The following is a 14,432-nucleotide window of genomic DNA, read 5'->3' on the forward strand; positions in this document are numbered from 1 at the left end:
TCCTCACGCCGGCGCATCAGCGCCGCGAGCAGCAGCGGGTGCTGGATGATCGACTCCTCGCCCCCGCGCTCCTCACGACGGCGCATCAGCGCGGCCAGCAGCAGCGGGTTCTGGATGATGGACTCGCCGCCCCGCTCCTCACGCCGGCGCATCAGCGCCGCGAGCAGCAGCGGGTGCTGGATGATCGACTCCTCGCCCCCGCGCTCCTCACGACGGCGCATCAGCGCGGCGAGCAGCAGCGGGTGCTGGATGATCGACTCGCCGCCCCGCTCCTCACGCCGGCGCATCAGTGCGGCGAGCAGCAGCGGGTGCTCGATGATCTGCTCCTCACCGCGGTCCTCACGGCGGGCCAGCATCGCTGCCAGCAGGAGCGGGCCGAAGGCGGATTCCTCGCCGAACTCTTCCTGGCCGGCCTCGGCCTTTTCACGAGTGGGAGTCTCCGTCGTTGCCGTCATGGTTCCCTCTTTCTTCGACGCATGTTCAGCGGAGTGCCGGCCTTTACCGGCCTGGCGCCCCGCCCTTCATCGCCATCGTCCAGGCGCACGTCGTCGGCCGCATTTCGATCATGCGCCAGATGGCTGGTGAATTCCCGGAAACTCGCGCACGTCGAAAGCGGGAGTTATAGCGGCAGCAAATGAGGGAAAAGTTCCGGGTCCGGTGCCTGTCGCGCGGGCCGCGCCGCTGCGGGCCGCGGCCCGTACGGCGGCGGACCACCGCTGCCGTCATGACCACGGCCGGCCGTCGGCGGCGGCCTCCACTGATCACCCGACCGGCCCACCGGTCCTCGGTGGCCGTACGGGCGAAGGCCCCGACCGGTTCGCCGGTCGGGGCCTTCGTCGGGGCGGGGAGTCGCGGGGAGTCGCCGGGGGTCGCCCCGGGCTCAGCTGGTGAAGGTGAGGTAGGAAGTAGAAGGAGTACGCGCTGCCCGTGCCGAGGGGCTTGGTGCCCAGGGACTTGCCGTTCGGCGACTCCAGGTCGGTGCGGGTGACCTGCAGCGGGGTGCCCGCGGGCAGCGCCAGGTTCGCGGCCGGCTTGCCCTTGACGGTGAGGGAGGCGGCGCGGGTGGCCGTCGAGGGGGCGTCGACCGTCAGGGTGGGGGCGTACTTGCGGGGCGCGTCGACGGTCTGGAACCGCATGGCGTTCGCGGACCCGGTCAGCACGAACAGCTGCGAGCCGTCGGCCGACCAGGTGGTGGTGTGTCCGCCGCCCGGCATCCAGGAGTGCGACAGGTTGCGGACACTGGCCGGCTGGGCGGGGTCGGTGCCGAAGACGTAGGTGTCGCCGACGTCGTCGGTGTCGAGGACGGTGGCCGCGACCGTGCCGTCCGGGGCGACGCTGACCGTCAGCGGATTCGAGGCGATCGGGTAGGTGCGCACCTCGGACAGGTCGGAGCGGCGGTACTCGGTGAGCGTCCGCGGCCCGGGCACATAGCCGAACCACAGCCTGCCGTCGGCGCAGGCGAGGCGGGAGGGGCCGGTCTTGTCGCCCGTCGGGTACTCGGCCGCCTGCATGAGCTGCTCGGTGTCGAGGGCGACGATCTTGTCGGCGCCGGGGACCGCGGCGTACGGGGTGCTGGAGTCCGGGTACGTCGCGGCGTTCATCCGCACCGCCAACGCGGTCTACGACATCCCCGAGGGACGCCCGGTGTGGAAGATCCTGCCGGTGCGGCTCGGGGTGACGGTCACGCTCATGGTGCTGGCCGTCATCAGCGCGCTGATCGTCGTCTTCACCGGCGGCGTCGCCCGTCAGGCGGGTAAGGCGCTCGGCATCGGCGACACGGCGCTGACCGTCTGGTCCATCGCGAAGTGGCCGGTGCTGGTCCTGCTGGTCACGATCATGATCGCGATCCTGTACTGGGCGACGCCGAACGCCAGGACGCGCGGACTGCGGTGGGTCACGCCGGGCAGCTTCCTGGCCCTGCTGATCTGGCTGGCCGCCTCCGCCGGGTTCGGGGTCTACGTCGCCAACTTCGCGTCGTACAACAAGACGTACGGCACGATGGCGGGGGTGATCGTCTTCCTGATCTGGCTGTGGATCGGCAACCTCGCCATCCTGCCGGGCCTGGAGTTCGACGCGGAGGCGGCACGGCAGCGCGCCCTGGCCGGCGGGCATCCGCCGGGCGAGGAGCCGTACACCACGCCACGCGACACCCGCGCCTGGGACGAGGAGGACCGCCGCCGCCTGCGCGGCACCACGTGACGACGGCGCCGCCTCCCCGGCCTGACCGGTCGGTGCAGCCGGCTAGCCGGTGATGCGGACCGGCTTCGTGACGGTCACCTGGTCGACGTCGGAGACGCGGACCGTGACCCTCATCGTCCAGGTCCCGGCCAGGGGGAGGGTGAGGGAACCGGTGCCCCAGTAGCCGCCCCGGTCGGTGAGCCGGGCGTCGACCGGGCCGATGCCGCGGGCGGGCAGCGTGAGCGACATCCGCAGTTCGGGGACGGTGGAGATACCGCCGTCGGGCCCGTACACCACGGCCTGCACGGAGTTGCCGCCCACCCGGCCGGGGTCGAGGGTGATCTGCACCTTGCCGCGGCCGCCGGGGGTGCCGACGTCGAAGGGGACCGTGGTGACCGACGCCACCGGCAGTCCGCCCGCGGTGGTCGCGGGCCCTCGGGCCGCCTCGGCCTCGGCGCGGCCGGGCAGGGTGCCGGTGAGCACGGTGGTGATCACCAGCACCACCAGGCCGACGGCGACCTCGGCCAGCACCCGATGGCGCAGGACGCGGCGGTGGTCGTCGCCGGACCGGTCGTCTCCGGACCGGTCGTCGCCGGACGCCTTCTCGGCCTCCTCGGCCGCCTCGGCGGGCTCCGGCGGCAACGACGGCAACGACGGCAACGACGGCAGGGACGCCGGCAGCGGCAGCGGCGGGGCGCCCACCGGCTCGGAGACCCGCTCGGGCACGGCTGCCTCCGCCCGCGCCGCCGGGAGAAGCGCCGTTGCGCGCCGGGACAGCCCGGCCGCCGCCAGCAGCAGCGCCACCGCGGCCAGCTTCGCGGTCAGCAGACGGCCGTACGCGGTGCCGGTGACCTGGTCCCAGGAGCCGAGGCCGCGCCAGGACTGGTAGACGCCGGTGATCACGAGGACGGTGACGCAGGCGAACGCGATGCGGGAGAACCGGGCGACGACGGCCGCCGGGACCCGGTCGCGGTGCAGCGTGCGCAGCAGGGCCGTCAGGCCGCCCAGCCAGACCGCCATGGCCAGCAGGTGCAGCACCGACGACGCCATCGCCGCCGGCACCTGGATCCCGGCCGACGCGTGCTCGGCGGACGCCCAGGTCAGCGCCAGACCCACGGCGAGCGCGGCGCCCGCCGCGAGCGCCGGGCGCGGCCACGTCCCGCGCCCGCGCAGCCACCGGGCCCACACCGCCGCGGCCACCAGCAGCAGCGCGAGCCGGGCCAGCAGGGCCAGGCCCGGCCGACCGGTCAGGGTGCGGGCCAGGGCGGAGGGGTCGAGGGCGGCCGACGGGCCAGCGCCCGTCTCGTAAGGGCCGCGCAGCACCAGCAGGGCGAGCGTGGCGGCCAGCAGCGTCCACCAGCCCGCCGTCAGGGGCCGGCGCAGCGCGCCCCGCTCGGTCGGCCGGCACAGCGCCACGAACGCCGCCGTGCCGATGAGCAGGGCAGCGGCCAGATACGCCAGATAGCGGGCGACGGTGAAGAGACTGCCGGTGACCGGGTCCTCGACGGGGCCGGTGTCCACGGGCGCCGTGGTCGCGGAGGGCCGGCCGACGGAGAAGGTGAAGGCGCCGGACACCGGGTGACTGTCGGCGGAGACGACCCGCCACGCCACGACGTACGTGCCCTCGGACAGGCCCGCGGGCAGCGGCACCCGGACCGTGTCGGAGCCGCCGGGGCCGTGCTGGGCGCCGCCCGTGCGGACCCGCCGGTTGCCGGGGTCCAGGACGCGCACGGAGTCGTCGAGCAGTCCGACGGACTCGGTGAAGGCCAGGGTGACGTGGCGGGGGGCGGAGTCGAGGACGGTGCCGTCGGCGGGGTCGGTGGAGCGCAGGGCCGCGTGGGCGGACGCCGGGACAGCGCCGCCGAGGACGAGCAGGAGCAGCAGGACGCCGAGCAGCACCAGGCGCGGCGGTCGCCGGGGTCCCCGGCGGGCCGGGTCGGCGCGCCGGGCCTCCGGGCGGGCCTCCCGGCGGGCCGGACCGGCGCTGTGCGCCGGGTCATGCGACACGTCGTGTCCCGGGCTCTTCGCCACGCTCCCTCACTTTCCGCCGTGCGGCCGTCCCGTCGTCGCCGAACCCCTCCCCATAGGTACGGACGCCGGTCCCCGTGCGCTCACCACGTACGCACGCCGGTCCCCATGCGCTCACCACGTGGGCCGCGCCGGCCCCGTGCGCTCACCACATGGGCCGCGCCGACACGCCGCCGTCCACGACGAGGTCGTGCCCGGTGATCCAGGAGGCGAGCGGGGAGGCGAGGAACACGCAGGCGTCGCCCACGTCCTCCGGCCGTCCGAGCCGCCCCGTGGGCGCCGCCGCCCGCCAGCGCCGCACCCCCTCCGGCCAGTCCTCGGCCAGCCCGGCGCGGTCGATCAGGCCGGGCGAGACCGTGTTGACCCGGATGCCGTGCGGGCCGTACTCCAGGGCGGCGGAGCGGGCGTGCATCACGACCGCCGCCTTGGACGCGCTGTAGTGCGCGTGCCCGGGGGCGGGCTGTCGTGCCTCGATGGAGGCGATGTGCGTCACGGAACCCCCGCCGGCCTGCTCCCGCATGATCTCGGCGGCGGCCTGCGTGCAGGCGAAGACGCTCGACAGGTTGGCGTCCACGACCGCCCGCCACTCGGCCGCCGTCATGCCGGGCAGTTCCCGGACCGGCTGCACGCCCGCGTTGTTGACCAGCGCCGTGAGCCGCCCGCCGCCCCAGTCGGCCGCCTCCCGCACGACCCTCGCGCACGCCTCCTCGTCGGTGAGGTCGCCCCGCAGTACGACGGCCCGGCCGCCCGCCCCCTCGATGTGGCGGGCCACGTCGTGCGCCGCGTCCACCGCCGTACGGCAGTGCACCGCGACCGCCGCGCCCTCCTCGGCCAGCCGCACCGCGATCCCCCGCCCGAGGCCGCCGCTCGCGCCCGTGACCAGGGCGACCTGGCCCGCCAGCAGGCTCATGGGCGGCACAGTCGCGCGATCCGCGCGGCCTCGGCGGGATAGCGCGCGGTCAGCGCGGCCGCGTCGCCGTGCTCGTAGTCGGCGTAGGTGAAGCCGGGCGCCATCGTGCAGCCGAAGAACGTCCACGCCCCGCCCGCGGCGACCCGTCCGCCCATCCAGGTGCCGGCCGGAACGGTCAGCTGGGGCCGCTGGCCGTGCAGGACGTCCGGTCCGAGGACGGCGTCGGCGGAGGTGCCGTCCGGGGCGAGGAGCAGCAGCTCCAGCGGGTCGCCCAGGTAGAAGTGCCAGATCTCGTCGGCTGGCAGGCGGTGCAGGGCGGAGAAGTCGTCCGCGGTCAGCAGGGCGACGATCGCGGTGCCCTCCGGCCGCCCGTCGGCGCGCTCGGGGCCCGCCCAGGTACGGCGGAACAGGCCGCCCTCGCGCGGGATCGGCTCCATCCGGTAGTGGGCGACGAGGTCTTCCGGAGTCATCCGGCGAAGGCTACCGCCCTCCCCCGGACTCCCGGTGGAGGAACGCCAGCCGGGCCGTCTTGGCGGGCAGGTACACGTCCGGGAGGTCGACCTCGGGCAGCACCACCACCGGGCCCGCCGTGAAGCCCTGGCGCAGGAAACGGGCGACCGCCTTCTCGTTGCGCACGTCGGGGTCGACCACGATCCGGCGCCGGTCCGGGCCGGTCAGGAGGTGGGCGGTGACGACGCCGAGCAGCGCGGCCGTCCAGCCGGGACGCGGGCCGCCCGGCCCGGCGGGCGCGAGCAGCAGGTGCAGGCCGATGTCGCCGGGGCGCACCTCGTAGCACTCGCCGACCCGGTCGGCCCGCGGGTCGTACGTCTGCACCAGCGCGGCCGGTTCGCCGTCCTTGACGACCAGGAAGGCGTGGTGGGTGTCCAGCGTGTCCAAGTGGGCGTAGACGTCGGCCACCTGGTCGCGCGTCAGGCCGTTCATGCCCCAGAAGGCGGCGCGTTCCTCGCGGACCCAGCGGTGGACCGTCCCGGCGTCGCCGTACGGGTCGAGGGGCCGGATGCGGACGGTGCCGAAGCCGTCGACGGTCTCCTCGTGGACCGGGGCGGGCGGGACGACGTCAGGCATGGCTCTCCTTCTCGAGGCGGGCGAAGTCGGTGACGACCGGGACGAGGTCTCCGGTGAGCCACAAGGGCAACTGGTCGCGGTGGTGGGGGGAGCCGGGGACCCCGGAGGCGCCGAACGGGACCACCCACCGGCTGTCCTCACGCCGGGCCAGGTCCCACACGTAGCGGGCGGCCGGACCGCGCGCGGCCAGATCGGTCAGCCCGGGCACGCCGGAGGTGCACAGCACGCAGTCGTGGTCGCCGGACAGGCCCGGTTCCTCGGGCGCGGAGGCGGGCGTGGGGAGCGCCCGCCAGGGGGCGAGGCGGTGGGTGTCTCCCCAGGTGGCCGCCGTGCCCGCGGCAGCCACCTCCTCCAGGGCCGCGCGTACCGTGGCCGGGCGGTCGACGCCGTACAGCTCCTCGGCCCGCAGCAGGTGTTCGAGGGCCAGGCCGACGCGCGGCGTCAGGGCGAGCCAGGGGAGGAAGACCTCCGGGTAGGCGGGCGGCGCGGCCAGCGCGGCGAACGCCGGGTGCGCGGCGAGCCGGCGGACGACCGCGCCGCGCACCGCCGCGTAGCCGGCCGCGTCGGCGCTGTCCGCGTCCATCCGGCGGTCCCAGCGCAGCAGGCGGTCGCGCAGGGCGGCGGCCTCGGGGGACAGGCCGTCCAGGGCCGCGAGGAGGTCCAGCAGGGGCGCGGCGGAGGCGAGGTGGGTGTCCCTGTGGATCGCCGCCATGTCGCCGGGCGCCCAGCGGTCCTTCCGGGCCAGCAGGGCGGTGATGCGGTCGGCGCGGTGCGGCGGGGCGAACTCGACGCCGAGGGCGGCCGAAGGGCCGCGCTGGTTGGCCATCACCGCGACGCCGTCGGTCAGCCCGGCCCGCGGGGGTTCGTGCCAGCCCCGCCATTCGTGGCCGGGCTCCCAGGCGGGCACGAGCCGGACGCGGTTCGCCGCGGAGCGCACGGGCACCCGGCCGGCCACCCGGTGCAGCACGCCGCCCTCGGTGTCGCCGGCCAGCACGACGTTGACGGGCTCGGCCCACAGGTCGACGGCCCGGTCGACGTCGCCGACCCGGCGCGCCCGCAGCAGCGGAAGCAGGGCGCTGAAGCCGAGGTCACCGGTGACCCGGGGCGGGTAGCGCAACGCCAGGGCCAGGGGGACGGGGACGGGGACGACGGGGTCGGCCGCGTCCCGCGCGGCGCCGGACGCGGCCCCGGAGGGGGCGGGGGCGGCGGCGGACGCGGGGGCACCGGCGGGACCGGCGGCGGACGCGGGGGTCCTGGCCGGGCCGGCGGCGGACGCGGCCTGGGCGTCGGGCGGGGCCTGGGCGTCGGCGTCTGCGTCGGCGCCGGGCGGGGTCCCGGGTTCCGTCACCCCGCCGTCCAGGCCCTCCGGGCCGCCGATGATCACCGGTCCGCGGGCGGTTTCGAGGATCTCGATCTCGACCGGTTCCTCCCCGGCCACCTCGACGGTCTCCGTGTGGCGCGAGACGCGGTGCCAGGCGCCGTCCGGACCGAGGGCCTGCACGCCCGCGCCGGTACGCCTGAGGCGTTCCCGGTACAGGTCCTGGTAGTCGGCCATGGCGTTGGTGATGGCCCAGGCGACCGTGCCCGTGTGGCCGAAGTGGGCGATGCCGGGAACGCCGGGGACGGCGAGGCCGACGACGTCGAACTCGGGGCAGGAGAGGTGGATCTGCTGGTAGACGCCGGGGTCCTCGATGAAGCGGTGGGGGTCGCCCGCGAGGACGGCGTGCCCGGTCGCGCTCCGCTCGCCGCTGACCAGCCAGCCGTTGCTGCCCGAGGTGCCCGGGCCGTCGGCGGCGAACAGCCCGACCGCCTCGGGCCCGAGGTGCACCAGTGCCTGCTCCCGCCAGAGCTTGGCCGGGAAGCCCGCGAAGAGGATGTGCGTGGCGAGCCAGACGCCGAGCGGGGTCCACGGCTGCCAGCGGCCGGGGCGCAGGCCGGTCGCGGCGAACTCGGGCGCCGCGGTCCGCGCGAGTTCCGCGTTGACCCCGTCGACGTACGCCCGGACCCACTCCGCCGTCTCCGGGTCCTGTTCCGCCAGGCTCGCCCAGCAGCGGCGGGCGGTGTCGTCGAGGCGGGCGCGGCGGGCGAACAGGTCCCAGGGCAGGGCCGCGGCGCCCAGGAAGGACGCCGAGGTGCCCTGGGCGCGGTGCCGCTCGACCTCCAGTTGCCAGGCCCGGTCGCGGGCGGTGACGACGCCCTGGGCGCGGGCGAGTGCGCGGGCGTCGTCGGCGCGCAGATGCGGGATGCCCCAGGCGTCGCGACGGATCTCGGCTGCCACCCCGCGACCCCCTTTCACTTAAGTAAGCCTTGCCTAACCAGTCCGGACGGAATCGTACGTCAGGGGCGCCGTGGGAGCGCCGTACGGCCGGAAGCGCCGTACCGCCGGAAGCGCCGTACGGCTGGGTGGGCGCATCGCGCGCGGCCCGGAACGGTCCGCGGGATCATCGGTCCATGGACGTCACCCTGCACCTTGCCCAGGACCCCGAAGCCGACGAACTCCTCGGGCGTTCCCCGCTGGCCGCGCTCGTCGGGATGCTGCTCGACCAGCAGGTCCCCATGGAGTGGGCGTTCAAGGGGCCCCGCACGATCGCGGACCGGCTCGGCGCCGACGACCTGGACGCGCACGACATCGCCGTGCAGGACCCGGAGGCGTTCGCGGCCCTGCTGGCCGAGAAACCGGCCGTGCACCGCTATCCCGGCTCCATGGCCAAGCGGGTCCAGGAGCTGTGCCAGTACCTGGCCGAGCACTACGACGGCAACGCCGAACTGGTCTGGAAGGGCGTCACCGACGGGCGCGAGCTGCTGCGCCGTCTGCAGGAGCTGCCCGGGTTCGGCAGGCAGAAGGCGCAGATCTTCCTGGCCCTGCTGGGCAAGCAGCTCGGCGTGCGCCCCGAGGGCTGGCAGGAGGCCGCCGGCGCGTACGGCGAGCCGGGGTCCTTCCGCTCCGTCGCCGACATCACCGGACCGGAGTCGCTGGCCAAGGTGCGCGCCCACAAGCAGGAGATGAAGGCGGCCGCCAAGGCAGCGAAGGGCGCCCGCGGCTGAACGGCTGATACCGCTGATACGGCTGATACGGCTGATACGGCTGATACCGCTGATACGGCTGAGCGACTGAACGGCTGAACGACTGAACGGCTGAACGGCTGATACAGCCGAACGGCTGATGCCCGTAAGCCGATCGGCCCTCGCCCGGTGGCGGGGCGTCCCGGGCCGGTCCCAGCATGGACCATGACCGAGGCACCGACCGGCTCCTCACAGGGCCCTCACTTCGACGACCGCAAGGTCCACGCGGCAGGCCACGCACCGGGCGGACACGAACCCGAGCCGCCCCTCGAAGGCCCCCTGCACGCGCTGTCCCACGCCGCCTGGCAGGTCGTCCTGCTCACCGGCGTGGCGTCCCTCGTCCTGGGCGTCCTGCTGCTGGTCTGGCCGGGCCCCTCCCTGCTCGCCGTGGGCGTCCTGTTCGCCCTGTACCTGCTGATCAGCGGCGTCTTCCAGCTGGTCGCCGCGTTCGGCACGCACCGCACGACGTCCCTGCGGGTGCTGGCCTTCGTCAGCGGCGCCCTGTCGATCCTGCTGGGCCTGTTCTGCCTGCGCGGCCCCATGCGCTCGATCCTGCTGCTCGCCCTGTGGATCGGGATCGGCTGGCTCATCCGCGGGATCACGCAGACCCTCGCCGCCGCCTCCGACCGGTCCATGCCGGCGCGCGGCTGGCAGATCTTCCTCGGGATCCTCACCTTCCTCGCCGGGATCGTGCTGATCGTCTCGCCCTTCACATCGGTCGCCGTGCTCACCCTGGTATGCGGGATCTGGCTGATCGCGGTCGGCGTCGTGGAGATCGTCACCGCGCTGCGCATCCGGGGCCTGGCCCGGCAGGTGCCGCGCGCCCTGTGACCGGCACGGCGCCCGCTACGCCGAACGGGCGGATTCCGCGTCCGCGTGACGCACACCGGGCGTGCCGGGGGAAGCCACCCGGCGTGAGCACCGCACGACTCCTCCCGCGCGGCCGCGGCTGGCCGCGGCTGCTCGTGCTGCTGTTCGTGCTGCTGGTGCCGGCCGCGCACACCGACGCCCTGGCGGCCCCGCCGATGTCCGCGGAGACCGTCGAGTACGACGCCCCGGACACGGCCGTACGGCCACCGGCCCCCGCCGCCCACCGTCCCGCCGCCCCCGCGCGCCCGGCCGCCGTCACGGCCGCCGCGCCCCACGCGCGCGCCCTGCCCGGGGCCCGCCCGTGCGCCGCCCCGCCACTGCCGCCGTACGCCCTGCGGGCCCGGCGCTCCGTGGTCCTGCGCTGCTGACCGGCCCTCCTTCCTCCCGGCCCGTCAGCACACCGCAAGGAGCACTCCCATGCCCACAGACATGCCCACAGACCCGTACGCGGTGCTGCGCGCCCTGCTGCGCGCGGAGGCCGTGCGCAGCGCCTCCCGGCCGCAGCGCGCGGAAGCGAAACCGCAGCCGGCCGGACAGGACCGGCGCGGCTGACCGCGCGGCCGGGCGCCGCCGGACGGCGCCCGGCCCACCCCCCGGTTCCTCTCGCTCATTCACGCGAACATGTCCCGGCAAGCCGGCCACAGCCAACCCCTTTGACCGACATGGCCGGAATCTCCGCGCACTTGCCCCGCCCCGCCGGGGCCTGAAGGCTGCGCCCGGCGAGGCTCGCCCGGTAGGCTTTCCGTGTGATCTTCAAGCGCATCGGAAACGGCCGGCCGTACCCCGACCACGGCCGGGAGAGCACCCGGCAGTGGGCGGACGTCGCGCCACGCCCGGTCCGCCTCGATCAGCTCGTGACGACCAAGGGGCAGCTCGACCTGGAGACCCTCCTGGCCGAGGACTCGACCTTCTACGGCGACCTGTTCGCCCACGTCGTCAAGTGGCAGGGCGACCTGTACCTGGAGGACGGACTGCACCGCGCGGTGCGGGCGGCGCTCCAGCAGCGCCAGGTGCTGCACGCACGCGTCCTGGAGCTGGACTGACGCGCTCCCGCGTCCCGGGTTGGACCTTTCGGGTTGACTGAGCGGCGTCCAATGATCATCTAGTAGGAATCACCGCCCGGGCGCACTACGCTGCGCCCATGAGCATGCTGACTCCCCCGGGCATGGGCGGGAAGTACCGGATCACGGGGGACACGTACCCGCGGATGCGCCCGCGTCGGCGGCACGGAAGGCTCCTGGCCGCCGTGGCGGCGTCCGTCGCCGTGCTCGGTCTGATCGGCTGGGGCACCCTGCAGCTCATCGACGTCTTCACCGGCGGCGCCAAGAAGGATTCGGCGTCCCGCACCAAGGCGGCCTGCGCGGCCCAGGCGAGCCCGTCGGCCACCGCGGTCGTGCTGCCCAGGCCCGCGCAGATCACGGTCAACGTGTTCAACGCCACGCCCCGCAGCGGGCTGGCCAAGGAGACCGCGGACGAACTGAAGAAGCGCGGCTTCAAGATCGGCGAGGTCGGCAACGCGACCAAGCAGTACGACAAGAAGGTCAAGGGCACCGGGCTGCTGCTCGGCCCGGCCTCGTCGCTGAAGACCTCGCTGCCCGTGCTCGCCGCCCAGCTCTCCTCCGCCGAGCAGCAGGCCGACGCGGGCCGCAAGGGCACCGACGTGGACCTGATCATCGGCAGCGGCTTCAAGGCGCTCACGAAGAAGGCGGACGCCGACAAGGCGCTGGCCACGCTGGCCGAGCCACGGCCGACGCCCGCCACGAGCAAGAAGAAGGGCTGCTGAGCCCAGCAGGACCCCGGCGCGGGACGCCCACCCGGGGTCCATTCGGCGGTGGCCGCCCGGGGTCCGTTCGGCGGTGGCCGCCCGGGGGCTATTCGGCGGCGCCGTAGAGCCGGTCGCCCGCGTCGCCCAGGCCCGGCACGATGTAGCCCTGCTCGTTGAGGTGGTCGTCGACGGCGGCCGTCACCACGGTCACCGGGGTGCCCGCCAGCTCGCGCTCCATCACCTCGACGCCCTCCGGGGCGGCCAGCAGCACCACGGCGGTCACGTCGTCGGCGCCGCGCCTGATCAGCTCCCGGATCGCGGCGACCAGCGTGCCGCCGGTGGCCAGCATCGGGTCCAGGACGTACATCTGGCGACCGGAGAGGTCCTCGGGCATGCGCGTGGCGTAGGTGGAGGCCTGCAACGTCTCCTCGTTGCGGATCATGCCCAGGAAGCCCACCTCGGCGGTCGGCAGCAGCCGCATCATGCCGTCCAGCATGCCGAGTCCGGCGCGCAGGATCGGCACGACCAGCGGGCGCGGGTGGGACAGCTTGACGCCGGTGGTCGCCGCGACCGGCGTGTTGATGTCGACCTGCTCGGTACGCACGTCGCGCGTGGCCTCGTAGGCGAGCAGGGTGACCAGCTCGTCGGCGAGACGGCGGAAGGTCGCGGAATCGGTGCGGCGGTCGCGCAGCGTGGTGAGCTTGTGGGCGACCAGAGGGTGGTCGACGACGTGGAGACGCATGACCACACAGTAACCGGGCCCGCCGGGGCCGGCGTCCTCACCAGGCACAAGCCGCCACACCGGCCTTCACCCGTGAACCCGCATCAAACCACTCGCCCGAGGGAAAGTGGGAGGGACGGACCAGGGTGGTGAACCGATGCCTGAGCTGTCTGACCTGTCTGAGCTGCCGGAAGGCGAATCCGAGAGGAAGTCCCGATCCGAGAGGAAGTCCCGATCCGAGCCAGAGCCCCGATCCGAGCCAGAGCCCTCCGCGCCGGAGTCCTCCGCGCAGGACACCGATGCCGAGCGCCGCAGGCGCCGCGCCCAGTTCCTGCGCGACCTCGCCGAGGCCCGCGAACTGCGCGCCCGGGTCCAGCCCCGGCGCGCCAAGGCGGCCCGGCTGCGCCACGCGATGCGCATGCGGACGTTCCGCTGGTAGGACCCTCCGCCGGGAACCTCCGCCGGCGGCACCCGCCGCTCCGCCGCGCCGGGAAGATCTTCGGGGCACACGGGTGTTGACCGGGTGGCCGTGCATGGACTCGGGTGAAAGCCGCGTACGATCCGCTGGTGGCGGCAACGAGTGTGCTGGTGAGTGCTTGACCGACGCGCCTGCGGACGCGCGGTCGAAACTGCCGGACACAGGGAGCCGAAGACGTCCCCTGAACGCCTTGTTTCTGCCACGATTCCGAGTGGGTGGGGCTCGGAGCCCGAGCTCTCCCCGCCCGTAGCCTCCGCCGGGGGGATCCCCAACCGGCACGCCTAAGAACAGTGGGAGAGTCACGGTGTACTTCGCCGCACTGCTCGCGCGCACCGAAGACGGGTGGGAAGCGAGCGACACAGAACTCCTCGACAACGTGGAGACCCTGTCGGATCTGGCCGACCTCGCCCGGGAAGCCTCCGCCGACGAGGACACGGTGCTCGTCCTCATCGAGCAGGAGGACGAGTGGTTCGGCGTCGTCCGGATCGACGGCGAGGACGACCCTCGTATCTACGTCTCGGACGCCGCAGCCGCCGCCCGCAGCAGTTACGGCGAGATCCTGCTCACCGACGAACTGCTCGGAAGGGAGCCCGGCGACGACGGCCCCGACCTGGACTCCCTGGACCTCGACGGCACGGAGGACGGAGAGGACGAGGACGGCGACGAGGACGCCCCGTCCGCCGAGTCCGTTCCGCACGGCCCCGTCGGTGACAGCGAGATCCTCGACGACCTCGGTGTCAGCGCGAAGGAGCTGCGCCTGCTCGACGAGGACGCCCTGACCGCGATCGCCGAGGCCCTGGGCGCCTCGGAGGTACTGGAGACCGTCCGCTGACCTCACCGACCGCACCCCGTACGGCCGACCCGGTACGCGACCCCTGGCGGGCCGCGATGCGGCTCGCCCTGGCCGAGGCCGAGCAGGCCGGCCGGGGCGGGGACGTGCCGGTCGGCGCCGTCGTGCTGGCCCAGGACGGCACGACGGTGCTCGCCGCCGGACACAACGAACGGGAGGCCACCGGCGACCCCACGGCCCACGCGGAGGTGCTGGCGATCCGCCGGGCCGCCGCCGGGCTCGGCGGGTGGCGGCTGTCCGGCTGCACGCTCGTCGTCACGCTGGAGCCCTGCACGATGTGCGCGGGCGCGCTCGTGCAGTCCCGTGTGGACCGCGTCGTCTACGGCGCCCGCGACGAGAAGGCCGGAGCGGCCGGCTCCCTCTGGGACGTCGTGCGCGACCGGCGGCTCAACCACCGTCCGGAGGTGATCGAGGGCGTGCTCGCCGACGACTGCGCCCGGCTGCTCACGGACTTCTTCCGGAGCCGCTGAATACCGATTTCTG

At 74.5% G+C, this 14,432-nt stretch carries 17 protein-coding genes and 1 pseudogene; 10 read left to right on the forward strand and 8 right to left on the reverse strand.

Translation table 11 applies throughout. The annotated features are described in order from the left end of the window. Both AB0G63_RS08565 and AB0G63_RS08570 read right to left on the reverse strand, forming a co-directional pair. Positions 1 to 455, reverse strand: a 455-nt coding sequence (locus AB0G63_RS08565; RefSeq protein ID WP_360746315.1) for a hypothetical protein, incomplete at its 3' end; no start/stop codon positions are given. A 306-nt stretch (positions 456 to 761) separates the two neighbouring features. Then, on the reverse strand, positions 762 to 1,601 hold the full coding sequence (locus AB0G63_RS08570; RefSeq protein ID WP_360746318.1) for a hypothetical protein: 840 nt from the start codon (positions 1,599 to 1,601) through the stop codon (positions 762 to 764). Between AB0G63_RS08570 and AB0G63_RS08575 the strand changes: the two are divergent. Continuing rightward, positions 1,579 to 2,199, forward strand: a pseudogene (locus AB0G63_RS08575) (YihY/virulence factor BrkB family protein); the annotation flags it as partial. The gene AB0G63_RS08570 and the pseudogene AB0G63_RS08575 sit on opposite strands and share 23 nt — an antisense overlap. A gap of 42 nt (positions 2,200 to 2,241) precedes the next feature. Here the strand turns inward: AB0G63_RS08575 and AB0G63_RS08580 are convergent. From AB0G63_RS08580 to AB0G63_RS08600, 5 genes are all read right to left on the reverse strand, one after another. Further along, positions 2,242 to 4,077, reverse strand: a complete 1,836-nt coding sequence (locus tag AB0G63_RS08580; RefSeq protein ID WP_360746584.1) for a copper resistance protein CopC — start codon at positions 4,075 to 4,077, stop codon at positions 2,242 to 2,244. A gap of 274 nt (positions 4,078 to 4,351) precedes the next feature. Beyond that, the gene (locus AB0G63_RS08585) at positions 4,352 to 5,116 is read right to left on the reverse strand and encodes an SDR family NAD(P)-dependent oxidoreductase (protein WP_360746321.1); all 765 of its coding nucleotides are present in this window, start codon (positions 5,114 to 5,116) and stop codon (positions 4,352 to 4,354) included. After that, positions 5,113 to 5,586 carry a cupin domain-containing protein gene (locus tag AB0G63_RS08590; protein ID WP_360746324.1) on the reverse strand — a complete coding sequence of 158 codons (474 nt, stop codon included), beginning with the start codon at positions 5,584 to 5,586 and terminating at the stop codon, positions 5,113 to 5,115. Before AB0G63_RS08590 ends, AB0G63_RS08585 begins: the two co-directional genes overlap by 4 nt. A gap of 10 nt (positions 5,587 to 5,596) precedes the next feature. Continuing rightward, positions 5,597 to 6,202 carry a GNAT family N-acetyltransferase gene (locus AB0G63_RS08595; RefSeq protein WP_360746327.1) on the reverse strand — a complete coding sequence of 202 codons (606 nt, stop codon included), beginning with the start codon at positions 6,200 to 6,202 and terminating at the stop codon, positions 5,597 to 5,599. Then, a complete protein-coding gene (locus tag AB0G63_RS08600) occupies positions 6,195 to 8,480 on the reverse strand; it encodes a penicillin acylase family protein (RefSeq protein ID WP_360746330.1) in 2,286 nt (761 codons plus the stop codon). Before AB0G63_RS08600 ends, AB0G63_RS08595 begins: the two co-directional genes overlap by 8 nt. Positions 8,481 to 8,653: 173 nt before the next feature. On the opposite strand from AB0G63_RS08600, the gene AB0G63_RS08605 reads away from it, so the two are divergent. The 6 genes from AB0G63_RS08605 to AB0G63_RS08630 all read left to right on the forward strand — a co-directional run bounded on the left by AB0G63_RS08605 (position 8,654) and on the right by AB0G63_RS08630 (position 11,918). Next, positions 8,654 to 9,247 (forward strand): HhH-GPD-type base excision DNA repair protein, encoded by a 594-nt coding sequence (locus AB0G63_RS08605; protein ID WP_360746333.1) that lies wholly within the window; start codon positions 8,654 to 8,656, stop codon positions 9,245 to 9,247. 183 nt (positions 9,248 to 9,430) lie between these two features. Further along, positions 9,431 to 10,096, forward strand: coding sequence for an HdeD family acid-resistance protein (locus AB0G63_RS08610; protein ID WP_360746336.1), 666 nt, complete (start codon positions 9,431 to 9,433; stop codon positions 10,094 to 10,096). Positions 10,097 to 10,179: 83 nt separating this feature from the next. Beyond that, positions 10,180 to 10,503 (forward strand): hypothetical protein, encoded by a 324-nt coding sequence (locus AB0G63_RS08615; RefSeq protein WP_360746339.1) that lies wholly within the window; start codon positions 10,180 to 10,182, stop codon positions 10,501 to 10,503. A 49-nt stretch (positions 10,504 to 10,552) separates the two neighbouring features. Further along, entirely contained in the window at positions 10,553 to 10,687 is a 135-nt protein-coding gene (locus tag AB0G63_RS08620) for a hypothetical protein (protein ID WP_360746596.1), read from the forward strand. Positions 10,688 to 10,881: 194 nt separating this feature from the next. After that, positions 10,882 to 11,178, forward strand: coding sequence for a type II toxin-antitoxin system VapB family antitoxin (locus AB0G63_RS08625; protein WP_003999914.1), 297 nt, complete (start codon positions 10,882 to 10,884; stop codon positions 11,176 to 11,178). Positions 11,179 to 11,276: 98 nt separating this feature from the next. Beyond that, positions 11,277 to 11,918 carry a LytR C-terminal domain-containing protein gene (locus tag AB0G63_RS08630; protein ID WP_360746343.1) on the forward strand — a complete coding sequence of 214 codons (642 nt, stop codon included), beginning with the start codon at positions 11,277 to 11,279 and terminating at the stop codon, positions 11,916 to 11,918. 88 nt (positions 11,919 to 12,006) lie between these two features. Here AB0G63_RS08630 and upp read toward each other — a convergent pair whose 3' ends face one another. Next, positions 12,007 to 12,642 carry a uracil phosphoribosyltransferase gene (gene upp, locus AB0G63_RS08635; protein ID WP_360746346.1) on the reverse strand — a complete coding sequence of 212 codons (636 nt, stop codon included), beginning with the start codon at positions 12,640 to 12,642 and terminating at the stop codon, positions 12,007 to 12,009. Positions 12,643 to 12,805: 163 nt separating this feature from the next. On the opposite strand from upp, the gene AB0G63_RS08640 reads away from it, so the two are divergent. The 3 genes from AB0G63_RS08640 (at position 12,806) to tadA (ending at position 14,419) form a co-directional block, all read left to right on the forward strand. Beyond that, positions 12,806 to 13,060, forward strand: a complete 255-nt coding sequence (locus AB0G63_RS08640) for a hypothetical protein (protein WP_360746587.1) — start codon at positions 12,806 to 12,808, stop codon at positions 13,058 to 13,060. 343 nt (positions 13,061 to 13,403) lie between these two features. Continuing rightward, positions 13,404 to 13,931 carry a hypothetical protein gene (locus AB0G63_RS08645; RefSeq protein WP_360746349.1) on the forward strand — a complete coding sequence of 176 codons (528 nt, stop codon included), beginning with the start codon at positions 13,404 to 13,406 and terminating at the stop codon, positions 13,929 to 13,931. Positions 13,932 to 13,987: 56 nt separating this feature from the next. Next, a complete protein-coding gene (tadA, locus tag AB0G63_RS08650) occupies positions 13,988 to 14,419 on the forward strand; it encodes a tRNA adenosine(34) deaminase TadA (protein WP_360746352.1) in 432 nt (143 codons plus the stop codon). Positions 14,420 to 14,432 lie beyond the last annotated feature (13 nt).

It is taken from the genome of Streptomyces sp. NPDC020996 (assembly GCF_040641355.1).
Taxonomy (GTDB): Bacteria; Actinomycetota; Actinomycetes; order Streptomycetales; family Streptomycetaceae; genus Streptomyces.